This is a genomic window from Kosakonia sp. WA-90 (assembly GCF_039871955.1).
GTDB lineage: Bacteria > Pseudomonadota > Gammaproteobacteria > Enterobacterales > Enterobacteriaceae > Kosakonia > Kosakonia oryzendophytica.
In genome coordinates this window covers 37463-62374 of record NZ_JBDPLJ010000001.1, presented here as the reverse complement: position 1 = coordinate 62374, position 24912 = coordinate 37463, and the positions used below count along the sequence as shown (strand labels likewise).

21 protein-coding genes are annotated in these 24912 nt (G+C 53.6%); 10 read left to right on the top strand and 11 right to left on the bottom strand.

The genetic code is table 11. The annotated features are described in order from the left end of the window. Positions 1-3: 3 nt before the first annotated feature. Entirely contained in the window at positions 4-195 is a 192-nt protein-coding gene (locus tag ABGA49_RS00295; protein ID WP_134318126.1) for a YnbE family lipoprotein, read from the bottom strand. Then, positions 192-2828, bottom strand: a complete 2637-nt coding sequence (locus tag ABGA49_RS00290) for a YdbH family protein (RefSeq protein WP_347664931.1) — start codon at positions 2826-2828, stop codon at positions 192-194. Before ABGA49_RS00290 ends, ABGA49_RS00295 begins: the two co-directional genes overlap by 4 nt. Before the next feature lie 171 nt (positions 2829-2999). On the opposite strand from ABGA49_RS00290, the gene ABGA49_RS00285 reads away from it, so the two are divergent. The 3 genes from ABGA49_RS00285 to hslJ all read left to right on the top strand — a co-directional run bounded on the left by ABGA49_RS00285 (position 3000) and on the right by hslJ (position 4835). Beyond that, positions 3000-3185 carry a hypothetical protein gene (locus tag ABGA49_RS00285; RefSeq protein WP_061496116.1) on the top strand — a complete coding sequence of 62 codons (186 nt, stop codon included), beginning with the start codon at positions 3000-3002 and terminating at the stop codon, positions 3183-3185. A gap of 134 nt (positions 3186-3319) precedes the next feature. Next, positions 3320-4309 carry a 2-hydroxyacid dehydrogenase gene (locus tag ABGA49_RS00280; protein WP_061496118.1) on the top strand — a complete coding sequence of 330 codons (990 nt, stop codon included), beginning with the start codon at positions 3320-3322 and terminating at the stop codon, positions 4307-4309. A gap of 106 nt (positions 4310-4415) precedes the next feature. Beyond that, positions 4416-4835, top strand: a complete 420-nt coding sequence (gene hslJ, locus ABGA49_RS00275; RefSeq protein WP_061500051.1) for a heat shock protein HslJ — start codon at positions 4416-4418, stop codon at positions 4833-4835. Here the strand turns inward: hslJ and ABGA49_RS00270 are convergent. Next, the gene (locus tag ABGA49_RS00270) at positions 4832-5101 is read right to left on the bottom strand and encodes a DUF333 domain-containing protein (RefSeq protein ID WP_347664930.1); all 270 of its coding nucleotides are present in this window, start codon (positions 5099-5101) and stop codon (positions 4832-4834) included. The two genes, hslJ and ABGA49_RS00270, sit on opposite strands and share 4 nt — an antisense overlap. 296 nt (positions 5102-5397) lie before the next feature. On the opposite strand from ABGA49_RS00270, the gene nifJ reads away from it, so the two are divergent. The 3 genes from nifJ (at position 5398) to ttcA (ending at position 10361) form a co-directional block, all read left to right on the top strand. Further along, positions 5398-8922, top strand: coding sequence for a pyruvate:ferredoxin (flavodoxin) oxidoreductase (gene nifJ / locus ABGA49_RS00265; protein ID WP_347664929.1), 3525 nt, complete (start codon positions 5398-5400; stop codon positions 8920-8922). Positions 8923-9045: 123 nt separating this feature from the next. Then, positions 9046-9258 carry a KTSC domain-containing protein gene (locus ABGA49_RS00260; protein ID WP_061496124.1) on the top strand — a complete coding sequence of 71 codons (213 nt, stop codon included), beginning with the start codon at positions 9046-9048 and terminating at the stop codon, positions 9256-9258. 167 nt (positions 9259-9425) lie between these two features. Beyond that, positions 9426-10361 carry a tRNA 2-thiocytidine(32) synthetase TtcA gene (gene ttcA, locus ABGA49_RS00255; protein ID WP_061496126.1) on the top strand — a complete coding sequence of 312 codons (936 nt, stop codon included), beginning with the start codon at positions 9426-9428 and terminating at the stop codon, positions 10359-10361. A gap of 43 nt (positions 10362-10404) precedes the next feature. On the opposite strand, the gene dbpA is transcribed toward ttcA, so the two are convergent. The 4 genes from dbpA to ABGA49_RS00235 form a co-directional block, all read right to left on the bottom strand. Beyond that, positions 10405-11778, bottom strand: a complete 1374-nt coding sequence (gene dbpA / locus ABGA49_RS00250) for an ATP-dependent RNA helicase DbpA (protein ID WP_088237620.1) — start codon at positions 11776-11778, stop codon at positions 10405-10407. A gap of 62 nt (positions 11779-11840) precedes the next feature. After that, on the bottom strand, positions 11841-11990 hold the full coding sequence (locus ABGA49_RS00245) for a hypothetical protein (protein WP_167352643.1): 150 nt from the start codon (positions 11988-11990) through the stop codon (positions 11841-11843). Positions 11991-12265: 275 nt separating this feature from the next. Continuing rightward, positions 12266-13249, bottom strand: coding sequence for a zinc transporter ZntB (gene zntB / locus ABGA49_RS00240; protein WP_061496130.1), 984 nt, complete (start codon positions 13247-13249; stop codon positions 12266-12268). 144 nt (positions 13250-13393) lie between these two features. Further along, positions 13394-14575 carry a methyl-accepting chemotaxis protein gene (locus tag ABGA49_RS00235; protein ID WP_061496132.1) on the bottom strand — a complete coding sequence of 394 codons (1182 nt, stop codon included), beginning with the start codon at positions 14573-14575 and terminating at the stop codon, positions 13394-13396. 455 nt (positions 14576-15030) lie between these two features. Between ABGA49_RS00235 and ABGA49_RS00230 the strand changes: the two genes are divergently transcribed. Together ABGA49_RS00230 and ABGA49_RS00225 are read left to right on the top strand one after the other, a co-directional pair. Beyond that, positions 15031-17166 carry an EAL domain-containing protein gene (locus ABGA49_RS00230; RefSeq protein ID WP_167352648.1) on the top strand — a complete coding sequence of 712 codons (2136 nt, stop codon included), beginning with the start codon at positions 15031-15033 and terminating at the stop codon, positions 17164-17166. A 96-nt stretch (positions 17167-17262) separates the two neighbouring features. Continuing rightward, a complete protein-coding gene (locus ABGA49_RS00225; protein WP_061496136.1) occupies positions 17263-18483 on the top strand; it encodes a sensor domain-containing diguanylate cyclase in 1221 nt (406 codons plus the stop codon). A gap of 67 nt (positions 18484-18550) precedes the next feature. On the opposite strand, the gene ABGA49_RS00220 is transcribed toward ABGA49_RS00225, so the two are convergent. Next, positions 18551-18739: a YdiH family protein gene (locus ABGA49_RS00220; protein WP_061496138.1), complete on the bottom strand. Its 189-nt coding sequence runs from the start codon at positions 18737-18739 to the stop codon at positions 18551-18553. A 439-nt stretch (positions 18740-19178) separates the two neighbouring features. Next, positions 19179-20795: an ABC transporter substrate-binding protein gene (locus tag ABGA49_RS00215; protein ID WP_088237623.1), complete on the bottom strand. Its 1617-nt coding sequence runs from the start codon at positions 20793-20795 to the stop codon at positions 19179-19181. 187 nt (positions 20796-20982) lie between these two features. Here ABGA49_RS00215 and mpaA point away from each other — a divergent pair, with 187 nt between their 5' ends. After that, positions 20983-21696, top strand: coding sequence for a murein tripeptide amidase MpaA (mpaA, locus tag ABGA49_RS00210; RefSeq protein ID WP_061496142.1), 714 nt, complete (start codon positions 20983-20985; stop codon positions 21694-21696). On the opposite strand, the gene ycjG is transcribed toward mpaA, so the two are convergent. Continuing rightward, entirely contained in the window at positions 21687-22652 is a 966-nt protein-coding gene (ycjG, locus tag ABGA49_RS00205; protein WP_088237624.1) for an L-Ala-D/L-Glu epimerase, read from the bottom strand. The two genes, mpaA and ycjG, sit on opposite strands and share 10 nt — an antisense overlap. A 117-nt stretch (positions 22653-22769) precedes the next feature. On the opposite strand from ycjG, the gene tpx reads away from it, so the two are divergent. Further along, a complete protein-coding gene (gene tpx / locus ABGA49_RS00200; RefSeq protein WP_061496146.1) occupies positions 22770-23276 on the top strand; it encodes a thiol peroxidase in 507 nt (168 codons plus the stop codon). A gap of 63 nt (positions 23277-23339) precedes the next feature. Here the strand turns inward: tpx and tyrR are convergent, their stop codons facing one another. Further along, positions 23340-24881: a transcriptional regulator TyrR gene (gene tyrR, locus ABGA49_RS00195; RefSeq protein ID WP_061496148.1), complete on the bottom strand. Its 1542-nt coding sequence runs from the start codon at positions 24879-24881 to the stop codon at positions 23340-23342. Between the last annotated feature and the right edge of the window lie 31 nt (positions 24882-24912).

The following is a 24912-nucleotide window of genomic DNA, read 5'->3' as shown; positions in this document are numbered from 1 at the left end:
GCCTCAGAACAGATCGCTGCGTGATTTCAGCAGGGTTTCAACGTCTTTATCCACTTTGATGTGGATTTCATGTTCGATCTTCACATTCATATTGATGGTGATTGGCTCTTTCGGTGCCGCGACTTCTATGCGCGGCGTACAGCCAGAAAGCAGCATCGCCAGCAGAGCGCCCGGCACGGCTATCAGGGTTTTCATTTTCTTTCCTCACACACTTCGCCCTTCGCGCAACGGGCTTCAGGCAGCGCCGCATTTTGCTCAAGCCATGACTGCAAATTGTCGCCAAAACGTAAACTACGCCATAAGGTGAAGACGTTCTCTTCATGGGTATAGTTCAAATTTACCGTACTGCTCTTCCCTTCGACAAAACTGGTGCCACCAAGGGTGGCCTGCATGGTTAACACGCCCAGGTTGTCGAGGTTTATCCTGGTCCACGACCGGGAAATTTCCATATAACGCAGCCAGTTAATGGCCGCACCCGCCGCCATATTGTCATTGACCACCGCATCGGCCGTGTCTTTATCAATACGCAGCGTCATCGGACCGGGATTATGCAACCAGCCATCTTTGATAATCCACTGCGGATTATCAAGCCACAACGGCAGCGCGCCGTCGAACGGCCCGGAGAGAGCAAACTGTTTCGGATTCACTGCGCTTATCAGTTCACTGGAGGAGATATGGTTAAGGCGCAACAGCGCTGGATCATGCTGCGGCATCCGCAACTGCTGCATGGTGATTTTGCCACCGAGGGCATCGACACTGACATCACTTAAGATCAGCGGGTTTTCTTCGCTCCACGGCCAGGCGCCCTGCAAATCCGCAGTGAAATTTTTCGCTGTCACCTGGTTAACAATTTCGCCGATACGCAGCGACACCGGGCGGCGTGTGCCTAATTGCCAGGTCGCGTCGCGATAGCGAAACGGCAGCACGAAATCGACACCGCGTATCTCATTATCCGGCGTCCATACACTGCCGCTTTTCAGTACACCATGGCCGCCCGCAGCAAATCCCTGGCCAGCAGCGGCGGAGAACGCCACCTGCGCATTCAAAGCGCCATCGAGCAATTTCATTTTCCAGTCTGGGGGGATCAACGGTTGAAACACCGTCAATGACTGACGAGGCCACCACGCCTGCCCGCGCAGACGTTCGCCATCCCAGCGTCCATTAACCTGCACCGGACCGATGGTATCGGCGCGAAGATCACCTTTGAACTGGAACAGCGTCGGCTCGGTACCTTCAACGCGGAACTTCAACCTTGACGGCGGTAACACGCTACCGCCGCTAAAGGTGGTTTGCCCGGCATCCAGCGTCAGCGCGCCATCAAATTGTGGGTTTTCGGCATCACGGATCCAGCGAACAGGCGCATCCAACGCCAGTCTTGGCGTGGTCATGCGCATGCCCCCATATTGCAACTGGTCAAAACCGGTCGACAGAGCGGTCAGGGTAATGGCGTTATCCTTCCACTCGCCGTGCCCGGTGACATCCCAGCGTGCATTCATTGGCGTAAAATGCCCATCACCCCAGTAGCGCCAGCGCCAAAGACCGTCATCTGGTAAGAAATCCCTCGCCTGACCGTCCAGGTGCAGCCGGAAGTCGCCCATCGCATTTTCGTGGGCGCGTAAAATGGCCTGTAAACGCCCGTCAATACCCCGCTGTGTCAGCTTTACGCCCGCGAGCGGCCAGCGCACTTCATCAATATTCAGTGAGTCAATAACGCGCCCGCGCGAACGCAGCAGTGCGCCAGGGGTGAACGCCAGCTGTGGGTCATCAAGCGCACCGCTCAACCGGGCGGGCAGTACCGCATAAAACACCAGATCGCCCTGCTTTGCTTCCCCGGTTAATTGCAACGGCATCTCGCTGTTGTCCATGCTTAACCGGCCCGGCCCGATGGTCAGAACGGCATTGCCTTTGCCCGCATCGCCTTGCGTGAGTACGTTCAGCCTGCCGCTGAACAGGGCATTCTCCAGCCCCTGTTGCCAGTTTTCGATCTTCAAACCTACACGACCGCTGAGCGGAAACCCTTCATAGGGCCAGTTCCATCGCCCATCGCTAATGGTGAGTTGCTGGCGGGTCAATTGCCAGGGCAGATCCAGCAGCGGATCACCGCCGTCACGCGCCATCACCACCAGTTGCCCTTCATTATTTCGCCACTCCAGATCGGTATCCACCAGCCCTGGCTGCTGTGGCAGCGTTAACGTGCTCTGTATATGGCCATTGACCGGCACCCCCTGCGGGATCTCAGGCAGCGTAAACTCGCCGCCGAGCGTCAACGGGGGTTGATCGTCAAACAACCGCACTGCCAGCCGTTTCACCGTCAGTGCCTGGCCACGCAAGCGTGCGCTGACCTCCACACGATCCCCGGTGTAGTTCAGCGTCTGGAGTGCAGGCGTCAGAGCGAGTTGTAACTTACCTTGCCACGTCTGCCACGGGCTCAGCGTCACGCGATCAACAGTCAGCCAGGTATAAGGCAGCATCGATTGCCACTGCGCGAGGGTGCGGGGTGCGGAAGAGGATTCAGAGTCCGGCAGTGCGTTCAGACAGGCGCTGTCAATGTCCAGCGAAGCAATGTGGAGTTGCCAGCGACTGGGGTGCGTAAGCTCCGCATTTTTTATCTGTGCAAGCTGGCAGTCACCAACCAGATAGCGCAAATCAGGGATTTTCAGGGCATGGCGGGTCAGTCGCGGGCTGGTTTCCATCGCGATGCGCGTCCCTGAGGGTAGCCAGATACCGGCAAGTGTCGGCACCCAGTACGCAAGGGTCAGCAGCAGCGTTAACGGCAGCAGTATGAACAATAAAACCAGTGCGATGGCGGCTTTGTATTTACCCTTCATGGGCAGGGAATATCCTGATGTTGTCTATGATTAAGCCGATTCTGCCCGTTATTGTGGCACGTCTGGCCAGGCCTTTGAAGCAGCGGTCTGCTTTAATAATACGCTGACTGTTGCATTTTCAGTAGCGCAAGCAGATAGTGCCGACGTTTCATTTATTTATGGATGTTGATTATGTTTACCAAAGCGTCACTGATTCGTGGTTGGTTTGCCGGAGCCACGGTTTTTACCTGTTTCAGTCTGGGCAGTTATGTCGGTGAACAGGACTTCCACGGTTCGAAAATCCCCTGGCTTATCAGCGTGTTTATTGCATTTTTCATCTGCTGGGGCGCGCGCAGTTCACTCAGACATCTCCGTTAAGGATGACCCCGGTTCAGCCGTTATACTGAATTCAGGCACATTAACCCTACCTGGCGTTATCAATTAAATTTGAATGTTTACATAATAATTTTAAAACGTGATAATAAGGGTAGTAAACCATTGGAGAAAGTCTTATGAAACTCGCGGTATATAGCACAAAGCAATACGATAAAAAGTATTTGCAGCATGTTAACAAAGATTATGGCTACGAGCTTGAATTTTTCGACTTTCTGTTAACCGAGAGGACGGCGAAAACGGCCAACGGCAGCGATGGCGTCTGTATATTCGTTAACGATGACGGTAGCCGCCCGGTGTTAGAAGAGTTGAAGAAACACGGCGTGAAGTTTATCGCTCTGCGCTGCGCCGGTTTTAATAATGTCGATTTAGAGGCAGCCAAAGAACTGGGCCTCCGGGTAGTGCGTGTCCCCGCCTACTCGCCGGAAGCCGTTGCAGAACATGCCATTGGCATGATGATGGCGCTGAACCGCCGTATTCACCGTGCCTATCAGCGCACACGTGATGCTAACTTCTCTCTTGAAGGTCTGACCGGTTTTACCATGTACGGCAAAACCGCTGGCGTGATCGGCACGGGCAAGATCGGCGTTGCCGCATTACGCATTCTGAAAGGGTTTGGTATGCGGCTGCTGGCGTTTGATCCGTATCCGAGTGAAGCCGCGCTCGAGCTTGGCGTCGAGTATGTCGACCTGGAAACCCTGTTCTCCCAGGCGGACGTGATCTCCCTGCACTGCCCGCTGACGCCGGAAAACTTCCATCTGCTTAACCGCGCCGCCTTTGCGCAGATGAAAGATGGCGTAATGATCATCAACACCAGCCGCGGCGGCTTGATTGACTCGCAGGCGGCGATTGATGCGCTGAAAACGCAGAAAATCGGCGCGCTGGGAATGGACGTGTATGAAAACGAGCGCGATCTGTTCTTTGAAGATAAGTCTAATGATGTGATTCAGGACGACGTTTTCCGTCGTCTGTCGGCGTGCCATAACGTGCTGTTTACCGGCCATCAGGCATTCCTTACCGCCGAAGCGCTGATCAGCATTTCCGAAACGACGCTGGAAAACCTGCGCCAGTTACGTGACGGCGAAACCTGCCCGAACGCACTGGTCTGATTGCCGCGCCCCTCAGTACGGGGCGGCTTTAAGAAAATCCCCGATGACACACCAACGCGGCCTGATACACTGCCGCGTTTTGATGGAAAAGCCCTTAGAGGACGAGATGAAAAAGATCATGACCTTAGTGGCACTGAGCGCGGTGCTTTCTGGCTGCGTCAGTTCACGCAGCGATACCCTGAAACCAGAGCAACTGGCGAACCAGCGATTTGTGCTGGAAACCGTTAACGGCCAACCGGTGCAGTTAACCGGGCAACTGCCGGAAATCAGTTTTGATAAGGACTTACGTGTTTCCGGCAAAATGTGCAACGGCTTTACCGGCCAGGGGAAACTCTCCGGCGGCGAGCTGACCGTTAAGCATATGGGTATGACCATGATGTTGTGTGCAGAGCCGCAGCGCAACGAACTGGATCACACCATCAATGAGCTTCTCAGCAACGGTGTGCAGGTAGATCTCACCAACAATCAACTGACGCTGGCGACCGCCAATCAGTCTCTGGTCTATAAGCGCGCGAACAAAGCTTAGTAGCTGCCGCAGCTCCCGGTGGCAAGCGCCTGTTCGCTACAGCGTTTGCCATTGGGTAATGCGCACATGCCAACCATCGTGCCGTCGAGCTGACGTGCTGCAGATAATGCACCGCCAACCATTGCGCAATTCGCCTGTCCACCGCTCGACATCGCAGCTTTAAGCCCCGGCGCAACATGCGCGGCAGTGGCTTGTTGAACAGGTTCATTACTACTGCACGCCGACAACAATAACGCGGTACATCCTACCCAAAACGCAGCACGCATTTCTCTTCCCCTTGCCCAAATGGAATTGGCTCTTATTAACGCGAAACCCATGCATGATAGGCAGCGCAGCGCAATACGTCGAGAGCTGAAATGCGTATTTATGCGACCTGAGTACATTTTTTGCGATTTATTGACACTGCAACGCCGGTGAATAAAACAATTCATTGATTAGCGTTATGTCTGAGGACACAAAAGCGAAAATTGCGCGGCAGGCGGTTTGCTAAAATAGAGGAATAATTACAGGACTCGTCGCTGTTATACGCGTCCCTTTTATTTTAGCAATGTAAGGATCGTCTATGATCACGATTGACGGTAATGGCGCGGTCGCCTCCGTTGCGTTTCGCACCAGTGAAGTTATCGCCATTTATCCCATTACCCCCAGCTCAACCATGGCTGAACAGGCGGATGCCTGGGCGGGTAACGGTCTGAAAAACGTCTGGGGGGACACGCCCCGGGTGGTGGAGATGCAGTCTGAGGCAGGTGCTATTGCCGCCGTGCACGGGGCATTGCAGACCGGCGCGCTCTCCACCTCGTTTACGTCATCGCAGGGCTTACTGCTGATGATCCCCACATTGTATAAGCTGGCCGGGCAACTGACGCCGTTTGTGCTGCATGTCGCTGCGCGCACTGTTGCTACACATGCATTGTCTATTTTTGGCGATCATTCGGACGTCATGGCCGTCCGCCAGACCGGCTGCGCCATGCTGGCCGCCAGTAGCGTACAAGAAGCACAGGATTTCGCGCTGATATCGCACATGGCGACCCTCAAAAGTCGCGTCCCTTTTATTCATTTCTTTGATGGTTTCCGTACTTCACACGAAATCAATAAGATCATGCCGCTGTCGGATGACACGATCCGCAGTTTGCTGCCGCAGCAGGAAATCGATGCACACCGCGCACGTGCGCTGAATCCGGAACATCCGGTGATCCGCGGAACCTCGGCAAATCCGGACACGTACTTCCAGTCCAGGGAAGCCACCAACCCGTGGTACAACGCGGTGTATGCACATGTTGAACAGGCGATGAACGATTTCGCTGCTGCCACGGGCCGCCAGTATCAGCCGTTTGAATATTACGGACATCCACAGGCCGATCGCGTAATGGTACTGATGGGTTCCGCTATTGGCACCTGCGAAGAAGTGGTGGATGAACTGCTGACGCGCGGCGAAAAAGTCGGCGTACTGAAAGTGCGCCTGTATCGCCCCTTCAGCGCCGCGCATTTGCTCGCTGTCCTGCCGGAAAGCGTGCGAACCCTTGCCGTGCTCGATCGCACCAAAGAACCCGGTGCGCAGGCGGAGCCGTTGTACCTCGATGTGATGACCGCCCTGGCGGAAGCCTTTAATAATGGCGAGCGCGAAACGCTGCCGCGCGTGATTGGCGGTCGCTATGGTTTGTCGTCGAAAGAGTTTGGCCCGGAATGCGTACTGGCCGTGTTCAACGAACTGCGCGCCGCCAAACCCAAAGCCCGCTTCACTGTCGGTATTTATGATGATGTAACAAACCTGTCGCTGCCGCTGCCGGAGAACACCCTTCCCTCACGCGCCAAACTGGAAGCCCTGTTTTACGGGCTGGGCAGCGATGGCAGCGTCTCGGCCACCAAAAACAATATTAAGATTATTGGCAACGCCACGCCGTGGTATGCCCAGGGTTACTTTGTCTACGACTCGAAAAAGGCTGGCGGACTGACGGTCTCGCATTTGCGCGTCAGCGAGCAACCCATCAATTCCGCCTACCTTGTGTCACAGGCGGATTTTGTCGGTTGTCATCAGTTACAGTTTATTGATAAGTACCTGATGGCCGAACGCCTGAAACCAGGCGGCATCTTCCTGCTGAATACACCTTACAGTGCAGACGAAGTATGGGCGCGCCTGCCGCAGGAAGTCCAGGCGGTGCTTAATCAGAAAAATGCTCGCTTCTATGTCATTAATGCGGCAAAAATTGCCCGCGAGTGCGGTCTGGCGGCGCGTATCAACACCGTAATGCAAATGGCGTTCTTCCATCTGACCCATGTGTTGCCGGGTGATAGCGCGCTGGCGGAACTGCAAGGGGCCATTGCCAAAAGCTACAGCAGTAAAGGCCAGGAACTGGTGGAGCGTAACTGGCAGGCGTTAGCGCTGGCGCGCGAGTCGTTGTTCAACGTTCCGCTGCAAGCCGTCGACCCGACCAGCGCACATCGTCCGCCGGTGGTTTCTGATGCTGCGCCGGACTTTGTGAAAACCGTGACCGCCGCCATGCTGGCCGGTCTTGGCGATGCGTTGCCGGTCTCCGCTCTGCCGCCGGACGGCACCTGGCCGGTGGGCACGACCCGCTGGGAAAAACGCAATATCGCCGAAGAGATCCCCATCTGGAAAGAGGATCTCTGCACCCAGTGCAACCACTGCGTCGCCGCCTGTCCGCACTCGGCCATTCGAGCCAAAGTGGTGTCACCGCAAGCAATGGAAAATGCACCCGATAGCCTGCATGCATTGGACGTGAAATCCCGCGATATGCGTGGGCAGAAATACGTCTTGCAGGTGGCGCCGGAAGATTGCACTGGCTGTAACCTGTGCGTTGAAGTGTGCCCGGCGAAAGATCGCCAGAACCCGGATATCAAGGCCATCAATATGATGTCGCGCCTTGAGCATGTTGAAGAAGAGAAAGTAAATTATGATTTCTTCCTCAACTTGCCGGAAATCGATCGCAACACACTGGAGCGCATCGATATCCGTACCTCGCAGCTGATTACGCCGCTGTTTGAATACTCCGGTGCCTGTTCTGGCTGCGGTGAAACACCGTATATCAAGCTGCTGACGCAGCTGTATGGCGACCGGATGATGATCGCCAATGCCACCGGCTGTTCGTCGATTTATGGCGGTAACCTGCCTTCCACGCCTTATACCACCGATGCCAATGGCCGCGGCCCGGCATGGGCGAACTCGCTGTTTGAAGACAATGCCGAGTTCGGATTGGGTTTCCGCCTTAGTGTCGATCAGCATCGCCAGCGCGTTATGCGACTGATCGATCAGTTCGCTGATGCCCTTCCGGCGGAGCTGAATGAGGCGCTGCATGCGGATGCCACACCGGAGGTCAGACGCGAGCAAGTTGCGCAATTACGCACAATACTGGCGAATGTCGCTGGCGCAGAGCAATTGCTCAGGGATGCCGATGCGCTGGTTGAGAAATCGATTTGGCTTATCGGTGGCGATGGCTGGGCCTATGACATCGGTTTTGGCGGTCTGGATCATGTAATGAGCCTGACCGAAAACGTCAATATTCTGGTGCTGGATACCCAGTGTTACTCCAATACCGGCGGTCAGGCCTCCAAAGCCACGCCGCTGGGTGCGGTAACCAAGTTTGGCGAGCACGGGAAACGTAAAGCGCGGAAAGATCTTGGCGTCAGCATGATGATGTACGGCCATGTCTATGTCGCGCAGATTTCGCTCGGCGCACAGCTAAACCAGACGGTGAAAGCCATTCAGGAAGCAGAAGCGTACCCAGGCCCGTCGCTCATCATCGCGTACAGCCCGTGTGAAGAGCATGGATATGATTTGGCACTGAGCCATGATCAGATGCGCCAGCTTACTGCCACCGGCTTCTGGCCACTGTACCGCTACGATCCGCGCCGTGAAGAGGAAGGTAAAATTCCGCTGGCGTTAGATTCCCGCCCGCCATCTGACGCACTGGCGGAGACGCTGCTGAATGAACAGCGCTTCCGTCGCCTGAACGCACAACAGCCGGACGTGGCGGAGCAGTTGTGGAAAGATGCCGCGGTTGATCTGCAAAAACGCTATGACTTCCTGGCGCAACTGGCCGGAAAAGCGGAGAAAAACCAAGCGGAGTAACCATCAGTGTGTAAAAAGCCACCGGTTAACGCCGGTGGCTTTTTTAACGCACGGATTTCGCATGACAGCGGCAAAAAGCTGACTAATAATCAGCATTCATGCCACCTGCAAGGAGCGACGTTTATGCATCATCATTCCGTTACATCGTCACGAATCGCTTCTGTAGGTTATGACAGCCTGAACCGCATCCTCGAAATTCGTTTTCATGACAACAGCATTTACCAGTATCGCGACGTACCGGAACGTATTTTCTCGGTGTTTTTAACGGTGGTGTCCAAAGGTCGCTTTTATGATGGCGTGGTTAAGGGCAAATTTCCGGAAAAGAAACTCGCCTGAAAAAGGAGCAGCCAGACTATCACGCGGGATCCACCCCGCCTTCTTTCCCACAGTGTGATAAAAGCCTGCCTCCGGCGCAAATCATTGCTACAATCCTGCCCTAATAGCGTATGTCTGTCAGCGGTGCCGTACCGGCTGGCGCTAAAAACCGGAATTGAGCCTTTTTCATGTCGCAAAATCAAGAAATTAACAAAAAAGAACAATACAACCTGAATAAATTGCAAAAACGTCTGCGTCGTAACGTGGGCGAAGCCATTGCTGACTTCAATATGATTGAAGAAGGCGATCGCATCATGGTCTGTCTTTCCGGCGGTAAAGACAGCTACACCATGCTGGAGATCCTGCGCAATCTGCAACAGAGCGCGCCGGTCAACTTCTCGCTGGTGGCGGTGAACCTCGACCAGAAACAACCCGGTTTTCCGGAACATATTCTGCCGCAGTATCTGGACACGCTGGGTGTTGAGTACAAGATCGTCGAAGAAAACACCTATGGTATCGTTAAAGAGAAGATCCCCGAGGGGAAAACCACCTGCTCTCTCTGCTCCCGTTTGCGTCGCGGTATTCTGTATCGCACCGCGACGGAACTCGGCGCGACCAAAATCGCGCTGGGACATCACCGTGACGATATCCTGCAAACACTGTTTTTGAATATGTTCTATGGCGGCAAAATGAAAGGCATGCCGCCTAAATTGATGAGTGATGACGGCAAACATATCGTGATCCGCCCGCTGGCTTACTGCCGCGAAAAAGACATTGAGCGTTTCTCGCAGGCCAAAGGGTTCCCGATCATTCCTTGTAACCTGTGCGGTTCGCAGCCGAACCTGCAGCGTCAGGTGATTGCCGATATGCTGCGCGACTGGGATAAACGCTACCCAGGCCGGATTGAAACCATGTTCAGCGCGATGCAGAACGTGGTGCCGTCACACCTGAGCGACATTAATCTGTTCGACTTTAAAGGTATCAACCACGACTCTGAGGTGGTCAACGGCGGCGACCTGGCGTTCGATCGCGAAGAGATCCCGTTGCAGCCCGCAGGCTGGCAGCCGGAAGATGACGACGCGCAACTGGACGAGCTGCGACTTAACGTTATTGAGGTGAAGTGATCCTCTGGCCTCTCTGATGTGTGAGTCAGAGAGGCTTTCCGATTTACTTCAGTAACCGCACACGGCAGGCCTTGCCTTTGATTTTCCCGTTCTGCAACTGTTTCCATGCCTGGCGCGCCACGCTCTGGCGTACTGCGACGTAAACGTGAGCCGGATGGACGGTGATTTTACCGATATCCTCGCCGTTTAACCCCATATCTCCGGTCAGTGCACCGAGCACATCCCCCGGACGCATTTTGGCCTTTTTACCGCCGTCAATGCACAGCGTCGCCATTTCCGCTTCAAGCGGGGCGATCCTGACATTTGACGGAGCAGTAAGCCAGTTCAGCTTCAGTTGCAGCATTTCGCTGAGAATGTTCGCGCGCTGCGCCTCTTCCGGCGCGCACAAGCTGATGGCAAGACCGCTATTTCCCGCACGCGCAGTACGACCAATGCGGTGAACGTGGACTTCCGGATCCCACGCCAGCTCATAGTTGACCACCAGCTCAAGCGATTTAATGTCCAGGCCCCGCGCCGCCACATCGGTGGCGACCAGCACGCGAGCGCTGCCATTGGCAAAACGCACCAGCGTCTGGTCGCGGTCGCGCTGTTCCAGATCGCCATGCAGAGCCAGCGCATCCTGCCCTGCGCCATTCAGCGCATCACACACCTCCTGGCAATCTTTCCGGGTGTTGCAGAACACCACACAGGATGCGGGCTGATGCTCGCTGAGCAGTTTTTGCAGTAGGCTAATTTTGCCGTGACGAGAGACCTCAAAGAATTGTTGTTCAACCGCAGGCAGCGCATCGACAGTGTCGATTTCGATTGTCTCAGGATTGCGCTGTACCCGACCGCTGATTGCCGCTATCGCTTCTGGCCAGGTAGCGGAAAACAACAGGGTTTGACGTGTGACCGGCGCAAAGCGGATCACTTCATCAATGGCGTCGCTGAATCCCATATCCAGCATCCGATCAGCTTCATCCATCACCAGCGTTTGCAGGTTATCCAGCGACACGGTGTTTTTTTGCAGGTGATCCAGCAGACGACCGGGCGTGGCGACAATAATGTGCGGCGCATGCTGCAACGAATCACGCTGTGCGCCAAATGGCTGCCCGCCGCACAGTGTCAGCACTTTAATATTCGGCATGAATCGCGCCAGACGACGCAATTCGCTGGCAACCTGATCGGCCAGTTCGCGCGTCGGACAAAGGATCAGCGACTGCGTCTGAAAGCAGCTGGCGTCAATATGCTGCAACAGGCCCAGGCCGAACGCCGCTGTTTTACCGCTCCCGGTTTTTGCCTGCACGCGCACATCTTTTCCGGCGAGAATGGCTGGCAGCGCGGCGGCCTGTACCGGTGTCATGGTGAGATAGCCCAGTTCGTGAAGGTTAGCGATCTGGGCTGCGGGCAAGGTATTCAACGTTGAAAAAGCGGTCACAGTATATTCTCGTGGTAAAAGGCTTACGTTCAGCAGGCGCGTATCCTCTCAGATCTACCCGGTTAACGCGACAACTTAATCGGTTCTTCATCCGGCGGCGGGTCTGGCAACGGCTGCGGACGCGGGATCGGATCGGGAACCGGTACCGGGTCGACCGGGATCGGGTCGGTGGGTAAAGAGTTCGCGGGATGCGTTAAGGTAAGATGCGACATATTGACCTCCATAAAGGACAGGTGACACCTTAAAGGTAGAAGCTCATGGCGCGGAGGCAAAAAAAAAGCCGACTCATTAAGTCGGCGTCGTACGAATCAATTGTGCTATGCAGTAATTCAAAAAAGGAAGTAAGACAATATGGAGCGCAACGCCCATCGCTTGACGTTGCATTCACCTGCGAGATAAATATTGCCTTGAACAGGTATGTCATATATTGACCTGGCGCAAGTTACATGGCGTTTTTATGTTCAATTTTTGTTAAAAACGTTAAATTTTACAGCCAGTTACTGCGCCGCAACCACCAGGTAACACCCCCGATCAACACGACCAACATCAGGCAGAATATGGAGAAGCCAAGGTGCCAGCCACCGCCGGGAATTCCCCCCAGGTTTACGCCAAAAAGTCCGGTCAAAAACGTGCTGGGCAAAAAAACCATCGCCATTAGCGACATGGTATAGGTTCTGCGCGCCAGCGACTCCTGCATCACCTGAGTGATCTCATCGGTCATGACTCCCGTACGCGCAATGCAGGCATCGATTTCATCCAGCCCACGGCCTAACCGGTCTGCAATATCCTTCATTCGTTGGCGCTGATCGTCGTTCATCCACGGCAAACGTTCACTGGCGAGACGGGCAAAAACATCACGTTGCGGCGCCATATAACGGCGCATCACAATCAATTGCTTGCGTAACAGTGCCAGAATACCGCGCGGCGGAATTTGCTGGTCGAGCAGGTTATCTTCAAGATCGATAATTCGGTCATGCAGCGCCTCGATAAACTCACTGGCGTGATCGGTCAGTGCATCGCAAACGTCAACCAGCCAGCCGCCGCAGTCAACAGGTCCGGTACCTTCCTCAAGTTCACTAACAACATCATCCAGCGCCAGGACTTTGCGCTGACGTGTCGAGACAATCATTCGCTCGTCCATATATAAACGTACGGCCACCAGCTGGTCTGGTCGCTCATCGGTGCTGCCATTGATGCAACGCAGCGTGATAAGCGTCCCCTCCCCCATGCGGCTCACTCTGGGCCGCATACTTTCGCCCGACAACGCATTGCGCACGCTGTTCGGCAGCACTGGCGTCGATGCCAGCCACTGGGCGCTCTCCGGATTCGTATAATTGAGATGCACCCAGCACGGCGTACGCTGAGTAATGACATCATCATCTTCCAGCGGTTTTACACCGCCTTTTCCGTCCAGTAGCCATGCAAAGACGGCGTCCGGCACTTTTACATCGGTTCCTGTTATGGCTTCCACAGCGCCTCCACAATCAACATGGTGTTGTTTGTCAGTCTAGCCGTATGGAAACGTTAAGCAATCATCACGCTGAATTTGTTAACAAATTTTTTCACAAAACAAAAAAGCCCGGTTACCCGGGCCTGTCTGACAGCACACCTCTCCTCAGAATGAGTGCCAGAAATGTTCCTGATTACCCACCGCAGGTACAGCTGCCGGTATCGGATCAAGCCGTTTCTCCACCGGAGGTGTCGCCACTGCGCGCCCTCCCGCCTCCAGGCGGAACTTGCCGGTACGGTGCTGTAACTCTTCAACCTGATGTTTCAGGACATCGGAAGAACCTGCCAGCTCATCAACCATGGTCACGTTGCTCTGCGTGACCTGTTCCAGTTCAGCCAGCGCCAGCGTAATTTGTGAAATACCTTTCTCTTGTTGCAGAGTGGTAACGGCTATCTCATCCATCAATTTGCTGACCACGCTGGCCCCGGAAACGATGTCATGCATATTCTTCTCTGCTTCGCCCACAACCGCAGCACCTTGCGTCACGTTGTTGGTCGTTACGGCGATCAGCGTCTTGATGTTTTTCGCGGCTTCAGCGCTGCGATGTGCCAGATTGCGTACTTCCTCCGCCACCACCGAGAAACCTTTGCCATGATCGCCAGCCCGTGCGGCCTCGACCGCTGCGTTCAACGCCAGGATATTGGTCTGGAATGCAATACCGTCAATCAGGGAGATGATTTCTGTCATCTGATCGGCGCAGTCGGTAATAGATTGCATATTCTGCGCCACCTGGCCCATTAACGTCCCCCCTTTAAGGGCACTTGCGCTCGCCTCTTTTGCCCGGCTACTGGCCAGGCGGGTATTGTCGGCGTTATTTTTGGTACTGGAAGCCATCTCCTCCATACTGGAAGCCGTTTGCACCAGAGACGCAGATTGTTGCTCGGTCTTCACGGAAAGCTCTTCGCTGCGGGTGGCCAACTGCGCCGACAGATCCAATGCAGCATCCGAAGAGGAACGAATTTCTTTGACCAGTGCTGCAATGCTGCGGGCAAGACTGTTGATGCCGGGAATCAATCGCCCGGCGCAATTATTACCGAATTCCGGAATAACAATAGAAAGATTTCCGGCGGTTACCGCTTCAATACTTTTTTTGACGGTATTAATTGGCGTGACCAGGTAATATGTCATATATAGCCACAATAACCCCAGGGATGTCAGTGAAACGACGCTGGTTGCAGCAAACAAAACACTATTTTTTGAGATAACGATCACTAACAATTCAATAATTATGAAAGTCGTCATCAGGAATAAAATAATAAATGTTCTTACACTAATATTCTTTAACATAATGACACCAACGAAAACACCAGGAGGGGTTATGATCCTTATAGCATCCGGATTCCACTTTGACACGGTGAAATTGACGTAGCAAAATGTTCACCTTTTAATTGTCATGATTTCGGCTAATCCAGCACAATAAACCTGAATCAGCGCCAGAAACCAGTAGTATGAATTGAATTGCGCTAAAAATTCCCGCCCTGCCTCTGAAATATATCATATAGAATTCGTCACCCTGGAGTTCATTTTTTCGGTTCAGCACGTTTAAATGCATTTAAATAATGCTTAAACGCTTCATTTTATTTAATGTTATTGCCCATCAGGTCGATTAATAAAGTAAGTTGCAAGGTGGGTTTAATTCGCACATGTAATAATAAAGCGAACGCGACCATTAATTTCATCAGGTTAGCTGCTAAAATTAGTGCCAGGTTTAGCTAACAACTTTTGCCCGTGTGGATTGCATGATGCTCTATGTTTCGTGGGACCCCATTCTGATCGGCATCTCTTTTTTAGTGGCATTCATTGCTTCTTTTGTTGCATTGGATAGCGCCGGGAAAGTCATGTCATCTGAGCCGTGGATAGCAATGTTCTGGCGTGTTGCTGGCGGTGCCACGCTGGGCATGGGCATCTGGTCAATGCATTTTGTCGGGATGCTGGCAATGAAAATCCCTATGATGATGCATTACGACCTGCCGTTAACCATTCTCTCTTTCCTGGTTGCTTTACTGGCGGCGACACTGACCATCAATATTGCCGTAAGTAACAATCCCCTGTCTAAAAAACGTCTGCTGCTCGCCACACTGCTTCTGAGCACAGGCGTTGTGGCAATGCACAACCTCGGTATGGCCGCCATGATGGGGTTTGTGACAATTTACTGGAATGTCGCTCGCATCGTGCTATCCATCGTTATCGCTTTTTTCAGTGCAGGCGCTGCATTGTGGCTGGCATTCAGCCTGCGGCAGAATACACACAGCGTCTTTATTAACCGTGTTTTCGCTGCGTTTGTTATGGGTGTGTCGATTTGCGTCGTGCATTACACTGGCATGAGCGCCGCGACATTCAGTAGCGATGGCTCCGGGATCATTGTGCGCAGTAATGCACTGCATCTGATGAGCGCGGGCGTAGGCGAACTGGGACTCTCGCTGTGGGTTGCCACCACGACGCTCGTGATCTTCGGCATTATGCTATTTATCTCGATGATTGACTCTCAGCTGCGCACATCCCGCCTGACCAACAGCTTGCGCCAGTTGAATCAACAGCTGGAAAAACAGGCGTATTACGACGCACTCACCGGGCTGGCGAACCGTATTCAGCTCGATCTCCTGCTGGAGAACTGCCTTAACCGCGCAAAAGACGAGCAGACCACCTTTGCCCTGATTTATATGGATCTGGATCGTTTTAAACTGGTAAATGATGCCTGGGGACACCATATCGGCGATCGGTTGTTGGTGGCCGTTGCCACACGGCTTTCCGCTTGCCTGAGTCAAAAAATGTCGCTGGCGCGTCTTGGCGGCGATGAATTCATGTTGCTGGTACCTGACACCAGCGAAGCAGAGATTGAGACGTTGATACGCCGTATGGTCACGACAATACAGCATCCTTTCTATGAACTGAGCCATGTTATTAATGTCTCGCTCAGCGCCGGCGTAAGCTACTTCCCCGAGCACGGTAAAACAGCGCACGAACTGAAATTAAAGGCCGACACCGCGATGTACAGCGTTAAGCAGGAAGGACGCAACGGGTGGGCGGTCTATCACACGGCTATGGCGCAAAAAACCGCAGAAGCCCCTCTCTTTTTACAGGATCTGTCGCAAGCGCTATCACGAAATCAGTTTGAGCTATGGTATCAACCGCAATACACCGCCCCGGGTCATACACTGTGCGGTTTCGAAGCGCTGTTGCGCTGGCGTCATCCGCAGCATGGGATTTTGCTGCCGGGCGTGTTTTTGCCGCTGCTGGAAAAAACCGGGTTAATTATTTCCGTTGGCCACTGGGTCATTGATGCTGCCTGTCGTCAGTTGCATCACTGGAACAATCAGGGGTTCACGCAGCTTAAGCTGGCAATCAACCTCTCACCCACGCAGTTTGAACAGCACGACATTTACGATCTGATTGCAGACTCGCTGGCGCGTTATCATATCGACCCGGCGCAGTTAACACTGGAAGTGACTGAAAACACGGCTCTTAAAAATATCGATCGTAGCGTGCAGTTATTGAACCGTTTTTCGCAACTGGGGATCACCGTGGCTATTGATGATTTTGGCACCGGTTATTCCAATATGTTGATGCTGAAAAAACTCCCCGCGACAGAACTGAAAATCGATAAAAGTTTTGTGAAGGACATTCGTGATAATAGCCGTAATGTCAAAATCGTCTCGACCATTATCGATATTGCTCACTCCATGAATATGCATGTAGTGGCGGAAGGCATTGAAACACAGGAACAACATGCGCTACTGACTCACCTGGGATGTTCGTACATGCAGGGTTTTCTTTTTGCCCGTCCCTTACCTGTTGAAAAAATCTCAGCGCTGCTCCATCAAAAAACGTTTGCGTTATCACTGGAATGTTCAGAGTCGTCACAAAAAAAACCTGCATAACACCTTATTTTTCAGGTATGTTGCAATAAAGTAATTGCATTGCCGCGATGATATGTCTGTTGCAACCTGGCAACATGTGCGATACGGGGAGTAACGATGCTGAAACATCACCTGGAAGCCCTGGATATTCTTGATACCCCAGTGTGGGTGGTTATCCCTGACACAGAAACGTTGCTGTTTGCCAATAAAAAGGCGAAAAAGCTGTCGGCAGGCCGCACACTCAGTGAAATGCGTAATGGAACTTATTCGGCCTATGCACAACACAGCCTGTCAATGTATCTGCCCGGTTTGCAAAATCAGGATGAAGTGGTCGAAATCTGGAGCATCGGCCCTGTATCTGAAGAGACCAGCCTCAGTTGCCGGGCGTCGCTGCGTGAACTGGAGGATGTTGGCGACGTTCTGATCTTCGAAGGGATTTACGGACTGACGCCCACGATCCCTAAAACCAGTCGTGCTGCGGCTTATCAGTCGCGTAAACAAGGCTTTTACGCTCGTTTCTTTTATACGACTTCCGCCCCCATGCTGCTTATCGATACGGCCCGCGATGGCAGAATCGTTGATGCCAATCTCGCTGCACTCCATTTTTACGGCTACGATCGCGAAGAGATGTGCCAAAAACATACCTGGGAAATCAACACACTTGGGCGCAGCGTTTTGCCGATTATGTCGGAAATATCCCGGCTGCCGGGTGGACATAAACCATTGAATTTCATTCACCAACTTGCAGATGGTTCCACGCGGCACGTTCAGACCTACGCCGGGCCGATTGAGATTTACGGTGAGCGGCTGATGCTGTGCATCATTCACGATATTACTGAGCAAAAGCGCCTTGAACAGGAGCTGGAGTATGCCGCACACCGCGATGCGCTGACCGGTCTGCTCAATCGTCGACAGTTTTACCACTTCGCGGAACAAAACCAGACGGGTTCACCGGATTTCTCTTTACTGCTGGTGGATACCGATCACTTTAAACATATTAACGATCAGTTCGGGCATCAGCGCGGCGACGAGGTACTGATCGCCCTGGCGCGTACGCTTGAAGCGACCTGTCGTACCGATGATCATGTGTTTCGCTGGGGCGGTGAGGAGTTTCTGCTTTTACTGCCCAACACATCCCTTGATGTCGCACTAGCGGTGGCGGAAGCGGTGCGTCAGGCTGTGGCGAGTATCACCATGCCGGGTCTGCCGGGCCTCACTGTCAGCATTGGCGTTGCTCGTCATCTGCCAGATGAAAGCCTGGATGAACTGTTTAAACGGGTGGATGAAGCGCTGTACCGCGCAAAGAACAATGGCCGTAACCAGGTGCTTGCCGCCTGAGTGCAGGCAAAAAAAAGCGCCCGTTCTGCGGGCGCATCTTTTTGCTGAATGACAGCTTTGCGTTAAATTAGTGGATACCCAGCCGCCAGGCAAAATCGATCTCTTCTTTGAGTTCCGTGTGCGACAGCGTAAGCAAATCCTCGAACTCCAGCCTGAGCTGTTTGAGTTTTTTTAAGTACTCAGCTGGGGTCAATGCGCTTTTGTCACGACGCAGATACTCAATAGCCAGTCGGGTCGGGTCTAATTCACTCTCCATAATGTCCTCGTAAGTGATGAAAACCTCACCACTATAGCACAAATGTATGCTTGTTTTTTGACCAAAATCGTAAAGACGGCGGCTTTACATCAGCAAAAAGGCGGCAGGAAGCAGCAAACGCATCACCCGCACGAAAAAAGGGTTGCAGCATCAAATGATAAAGATTATCTTTCTCAACAATCAATACCTGAGTGAATCAGTCAGGTATTGATTACGACATTGCTCACATTGCTTCCAGTATTTTTTGCCCGCTCAATGAAGCGGGCTTTTTTTACTGAAGGAACAAGCAGATCGCCGACGTTAACGCTATCGCCTCCTTATTTCCTCCATTGTGCCTTCACATTCCTTAAGTAAAATTAATGGACTCCTGCTTAGACAGGAACCATTCCGTAATCAATGAGTTTCCCCTTACTTCCCGTGATGTAAGGGGATTTTTTTGTCAGTGTTTCAGCAAATACATCGTGCGCGTATAGGCAACATCTTCCGGGTTATTAATCGGGTAACCCTTGAGCCACGGTTTGATCAAACGCCCGTTGCTGTACTGATAGATTGGCGCAATCGGCGCTTTCTCCGCAATGATATGCTCCGCCTCGTTATAATCCGCATTACGCGCTGTGGCGTTGGTCTCCTGCGACGCCTGGTTAAGCACTTTGTCGTAACCTGCATCGTTGAAACGCGCAATATTGCTGCTGCTGGTAGAGGTCAACACGGAGAGGAACGTTGACGGTTCATTGTAGTCTCCTACCCATGATGCGCGGATCACGTCAAAATTCCCGCTGTTGCGGCTATCAATGTAGGTTTTCCACTCCTGATTCTGCAATGTCACCTCTGCGCCAAGATTCTTTTTCCACATCGATGCCACCGCGATGGCGATTTTCTGGTGATTCTCGGAGGTGTTGTACAGCAGGGTAAGTTTCAACGGTCTCTGTGGCCCATATCCGGCTGCCTGTAGCAGCGTTTTCGCCTGTGCGTTGAGCTCCGCCTGGCTCATGTGTTCAATCTGCGACGGTTGCGGTTCAAACCCGGCTGTTACATCGGGTGTAAAACGCCAGGCTGGTTTTTCTCCAGTGCCAAGCACTTTTTCCGCCATGATCCGTCGATCGATGGTCATGCTCAGCGCCAGACGCACGCGGGCATCGGCGGTTGGCCCTTTCTGGGTGTTAAACGCGTAGTAATACGTCCCCAACTGCGGCGGCGTATAGACCTGCCCCGGAATGTCTTTCAGCAATTTTTGATAGAGGTTTTTCGGAAACGACTCGGTAATGTCGATATCGTTCGCCAGATAGCGTTTCGTGGCGGCAGACTCCTGGTTGATCGGCACAAAGGTCACCTTCTGGATCACCGTTTTGCCATTATCCCAGTACTGTTTATTGGGTTGGAGCACCAGTTTCTCATTGACCACACGATCGGCCAGCACATACGCCCCATTCCCCACCAGATTACCCGGACGCGTCCACTCTGCACCGCTTTCAACATTGGCCTTCTGAACCGGGTAGAACGCGAAACTGGCCGCTAAACTGGGGAACCATGGCAGCGGTTTATCCAGTTGCACTCGTAGGGTGTGCGCATCTACTGCACTGACACCAAGCTGGTCCGGCGTCATTTTACCGTCGGTCACGTTTTTAGCATTGGCAATCCCCGCCAGGGCGGCGAAACCGGCGAATGGCGAGGTGGTTTTTGGGTCGACAAGCCGCTGCCAACTGTAAACAAAGTCCTGCGCAGTGACCGGGGTGCCATCGGACCACTTCGCATTATCACGCAGCGTGAAGGTCCAGATACGGTTATCGCTGCTTTGCCATTTGGACGCCACGCCTGCAACAATTTCGCCCTTCTCATTCTGGTTAACCAGGCCTTCATACAGATCGCGGATCACCTGAATTTCCGGCAGGCCGACCGCTTTGGCTGGATCCAGCGTCGCCGGTTCATCTTTGATATGCCGAACCAGCTCCTGTTTTGCCGCCAGTTGCGTACCTGGCGGCACATCTGCGGCCAGTGAAACAGAAGAAAAACCGCACAGCCAGAGCGCGCAGCTCAACATAGAAAGTCGATGCGTCATAGGATCCCCTTGTGATGTGTCATTCCCGGCGAAAGATTAGGTAATTATTTGTTTTAAAACGAAGGAATGCAAACAGCGAGAGGAGAAACATTGATGATGGACAGCAATTTAACCGGCGTGGCATGATTTGCCTCGCCCCGCTTTATGTTTACACTTGCTCTAAGGCCACCACAGAAAAAGGATGCTTATGTCTGCCACACGACCACGTCCGCAGCGCGGCGCGTTTGCCCACCGTAGTGAAGAGTTTGGCCGCTCACAGCTGGGGGCACCGTTACTCTGGTTCCCTGCGCCGACGGCAACCCGCGAAAGCGGCCTGATCATTGCCGGGACGCATGGCGATGAAAACGCCTCTATCGTGACGCTCTCCTGCGCTTTACGCACGCTGGCCCCCGAGCTGCGCCACCATCATGTGGTGCTGGCGGTCAATCCAGACGGTTGCCAGCTTGGTTTGCGGGCCAACGCGAGGGGGGTCGATCTCAATCGCAACTTCCCAGCCGCGAACTGGAAAGCGGGCGAGACGGTTTACCGCTGGAACAGCGCAGCAGAAGACCGCGATGTGGTGTTGTTAACCGGCGATTCGCCCGGATCCGAGCCCGAAACCCAGGCGTTGTGCCGGTTGATTCATCGCATTCACCCCGCCTGGGTGGTCACTTTCCACGATCCGCTGGCCTGCGTGGAAGACCCACGTGAAAGCCCCCTTGGGCAGTGGTTATCTGCCCGTTTTTCTCTCCCGCTGGTGACCAGCGTCGGTTACGAAACACCGGGGTCATTTGGGAGCTGGTGCGCAGACATTGACCTGCACTGCATCACTGTTGAATTCCCACCGATCTCCGCCGATGACGCCAGCGAAAAATACCTCGCCGCGATGACAGCGTTACTGCACTGGGATCCTCAAAGGTGAAGCTCACCGGTGGTAAAGCGTAATGCCGGTTCGACATCCACCGCCAGCCAGGTGGGGCCATCGAGGTCGGCAAATCGCACCCGGTTTGCCAGCGGCAGCGCCGCGCTGATGGCGCGCGAGGTACAGATCATGCAACCCAGCATCAGCTGAAACCCTTGCTCAACTGCCGCATCGGCCAGCGCCAGCGCTTCGGTCAGCCCACCTGCTTTATCAAGCTTGATGTTCACCATCTCATAGCGCCCCTGTAACGCGGGCAGGCTTGCTCGCGTGTGGCAACTCTCATCCGCACAAATCGGCAGTGGATGAATAAAGTTGGCAAGCACATCATCTTTACCGGCGGGGAGCGGCTGTTCGAGCATCGCCACGCCGAGATCGGCAAGAAGCTGGCACCGTGCCGCCAGACCTTCGCTATGCCAGGACTCGTTTGCATCAACGATCAAGGTGGCGTTGGGTGCCGCGGCACGGATCGCCACCAGTCGTTCACTGATCAAATGATCGTCGAGCTTCACTTTCAGTAATTGCGCTCCCTTTTCGCATAGCGCAGCTGCACTGGCAGCCATCTGCTCCGGCGTACCAATCACGACGGTTTGCGCCGTTACGAGGGTGTGCGGCAGTGTGACACCCATATAATCCACCAGCGCCATCGTCGCTTTACGTGAAGCGAGATCCCACAGCGCGCAATCCACCGCGTTCCGCGCAGCACCTGCGGGCAGCAAGGTTTGCAGATCATCGCGGGTGAGACGATTTTCCAGTTGTGGCGCGATGGTCATGATTTGCGCCATCACCGAGGCCTCGCTCTCCCCATAGCGTGGATAGGGTGTACATTCCCCCACTGCTTTGATGCCATCTTCTTCCAGTTCCACCACCACCACGCGCGCTTCGTTACGGGAGCCACGCGCAATTACAAACGGTGTATGCAGCGGCCAGGTTTCCTCATACACTTTAACGGTTCGCATTCCTCACTCCTCTGCTGCACTGTAAACCAGTATAGATACGAAAATTGGTTTGCCGTGTTCTCTGCGGATGACATACACTATCGATGACGTTAACTATTTGTAAACAGGAAGATATCTATGTCACAACTCGTTCATTTCCAGGGCAACCCGGTTCCCGTTGCCGGCGCGATTCCCCAGGTTGGTAGCAAAGCCAAAGCTTTCACTCTGGTGGCTAAAGATCTGTCCGACGTCACACTGGCGCAGTTCGCTGGCAAACGTAAAGTGCTGAACATTTTCCCGAGCATCGATACCGGCGTGTGCGCAGCTTCTGTCCGTAAATTCAACCAGTTAGCGACCGAAATGAACAACACGGTCGTACTGTGTATTTCTGCCGATCTGCCGTTTGCCCAGTCCCGTTTTTGCGGTGCTGAAGGCCTGAGCAATGTCATCACCCTTTCTACGCTGCGCAGCGAATCGTTCCTGGCGGACTATGGCGTGGGCATCTCCGACGGCGCCCTGAAAGGCCTGGCCGCTCGCGCAGTTGTCGTCATTGATGAAAACGACAACGTTGTGTTCAGCCAGTTGGTGAATGAAATCACCACCGAGCCAGATTACGCGTCCGCGCTGGATGTGCTGAAAGCCTGATCTGCTCCTGATGCATTAAAAAAAGCCTCCATTCGGAGGCTTTTTCATTCATCTTTCTGTTTTCTACTCGTCGCCTTTCTTCTGGCTTAACCCGTATTCACGCAGCTTATTAGCAATAGCGGTATGTGACACCCCCAGCCGTTTTGCCAGCTTACGCGTGCTGGGATAGTTACGATAAAGTTGAGTCAGTACCGAGCGTTCAAAACGGCTGGTGATATCGTCCAGCGATCCTTCCATGGCATCTTCCCCCACCGGCACCGTTGCAGCATCGTAATCCGGCAACAGGATATCCTGCGCACGCAACTCATAACCTTCCAGCTGTGTCAGTGCCCGATAAATGGCATTTTTTAACTGGCGCACATTGCCAGGCCAGCCGTAGCGACTGAGCAACTGATTCAAATCCTGCGACAGTTTCGGACGCGGTACACCTTGTTCATCCGCAAAACGGGCAACGAAGAGTTCGGTCAGCGGCATGATATCCTGCGGACGATCGCGCAGCGGCGGCAGATTCAGCGTCAGAACATTCAGCCGATAGTAGAGATCTTCCCGGAACAGACCTTTTTGTACCAGTTCCACCAGATTGCGCTGAGTGGCACAGATCACGCGGACATCAACATGTACTTCATGATCTTCGCCTACGCGACGGAAGGTGCCGTCATTGAGAAAACGCAGCAGTTTGACCTGCATCCGCGGCGACATTTCGCCAATCTCATCCAGCAATACGGAACCGCCGTTAGCCTGTTCGAAAAAGCCCTTTTTCCCTTCCGGCGCGTGACCAAACAGTTCGCTCTCCACAGACTCTTCAGGAATCGACGCGCAATTCAGCGCCAGGTAAGGTTTTCCGGCACGCGGGCTGGCAAGATGACAGGCATGCGCCAGCAGATCTTTGCCGGTGCCGGTATCGCCGGTGATTAACAGCGGTGCTGTCAGTGTCGCCAGTTTGCGGGCCTGTTCAATGAGATGACGCATTTTCGGGCTAACAGCAACAATCTGGCTAAATGCGCTGACATCCTGCTGGCTGAGGTTTTGCAACTGCCGCCCCATCCGGACGGTCGAACGCAGCATCACCACCGCGCCAGTCAGCATCGGTTCGCCGGTTTCCCCTTCCAGATGCACCGGCGTGATCTCCATCAGGAAATTTTGCCCGCCGATCACCACATGTTCGTTATGCGAGTTTTGCGGGTTACCGTCCAGCCACCGTTGAAAGTTAAATCCCGCGATGAGTTGTACCGCGTTGTGATTACGTAATTTATCAATGTCCTGTGCAAAAAGCTGACAACTGGCAGGGTTGGCCAGTTCGATCTTGCTTTTCATATCCAGCGAGAGAACGGGTTCCGGTAACGCTTCCAGCAATGCACTCAGCGCCCGATGTTCCCGCTCAGAAGGCATCCACAACACAGTGCGCACATCAGTCACCCCCGGAATACGGCGTATCTCCGCCATCAGGCTGCTGAATGCGTCAAATTGCAGCGCCGCAAAATTGAGGTAAATTCGCCCGATAGGGTCAATTTCAATCCCGCGTAAATCGATACTGCGCAACACCAGCAGATCCAGCAACTCGCGAGTCAGACCAAGGCGGTCTTCGCAAAAAACTTCCAGACGCATGGGAATAGTCACCCTTATTCATTCACGTAAT

Excerpts from the sequence above, each read along its gene's own strand:
- ABGA49_RS00295 (WP_134318126.1), bottom strand. The coding sequence starts at position 195 with ATGAAAACCCTGATAGCCGTGCCGGGCGCTCTGCTGGCGATGCTGCTT.
- ABGA49_RS00290 (WP_347664931.1), bottom strand. The coding sequence starts at position 2,828 with ATGAAGGGTAAATACAAAGCCGCCATCGCACTGGTTTTATTGTTCATA.
- ABGA49_RS00285 (WP_061496116.1), top strand. The coding sequence starts at position 3,000 with ATGTTTACCAAAGCGTCACTGATTCGTGGTTGGTTTGCCGGAGCCACG.
- ABGA49_RS00280 (WP_061496118.1), top strand. The coding sequence starts at position 3,320 with ATGAAACTCGCGGTATATAGCACAAAGCAATACGATAAAAAGTATTTG.
- hslJ (WP_061500051.1), top strand. The coding sequence starts at position 4,416 with ATGAAAAAGATCATGACCTTAGTGGCACTGAGCGCGGTGCTTTCTGGC.
- ABGA49_RS00270 (WP_347664930.1), bottom strand. The coding sequence starts at position 5,101 with ATGCGTGCTGCGTTTTGGGTAGGATGTACCGCGTTATTGTTGTCGGCG.
- nifJ (WP_347664929.1), top strand. The coding sequence starts at position 5,398 with ATGATCACGATTGACGGTAATGGCGCGGTCGCCTCCGTTGCGTTTCGC.
- ABGA49_RS00260 (WP_061496124.1), top strand. The coding sequence starts at position 9,046 with ATGCATCATCATTCCGTTACATCGTCACGAATCGCTTCTGTAGGTTAT.
- ttcA (WP_061496126.1), top strand. The coding sequence starts at position 9,426 with ATGTCGCAAAATCAAGAAATTAACAAAAAAGAACAATACAACCTGAAT.
- ABGA49_RS00245 (WP_167352643.1), bottom strand. The coding sequence starts at position 11,990 with ATGTCGCATCTTACCTTAACGCATCCCGCGAACTCTTTACCCACCGAC.
- ABGA49_RS00235 (WP_061496132.1), bottom strand. The coding sequence starts at position 14,575 with ATGTTAAAGAATATTAGTGTAAGAACATTTATTATTTTATTCCTGATG.
- ABGA49_RS00230 (WP_167352648.1), top strand. The coding sequence starts at position 15,031 with ATGCTCTATGTTTCGTGGGACCCCATTCTGATCGGCATCTCTTTTTTA.
- ABGA49_RS00225 (WP_061496136.1), top strand. The coding sequence starts at position 17,263 with ATGCTGAAACATCACCTGGAAGCCCTGGATATTCTTGATACCCCAGTG.
- ABGA49_RS00220 (WP_061496138.1), bottom strand. The coding sequence starts at position 18,739 with ATGGAGAGTGAATTAGACCCGACCCGACTGGCTATTGAGTATCTGCGT.
- ABGA49_RS00215 (WP_088237623.1), bottom strand. The coding sequence starts at position 20,795 with ATGACGCATCGACTTTCTATGTTGAGCTGCGCGCTCTGGCTGTGCGGT.
- mpaA (WP_061496142.1), top strand. The coding sequence starts at position 20,983 with ATGTCTGCCACACGACCACGTCCGCAGCGCGGCGCGTTTGCCCACCGT.
- ycjG (WP_088237624.1), bottom strand. The coding sequence starts at position 22,652 with ATGCGAACCGTTAAAGTGTATGAGGAAACCTGGCCGCTGCATACACCG.
- tpx (WP_061496146.1), top strand. The coding sequence starts at position 22,770 with ATGTCACAACTCGTTCATTTCCAGGGCAACCCGGTTCCCGTTGCCGGC.
- tyrR (WP_061496148.1), bottom strand. The coding sequence starts at position 24,881 with ATGCGTCTGGAAGTTTTTTGCGAAGACCGCCTTGGTCTGACTCGCGAG.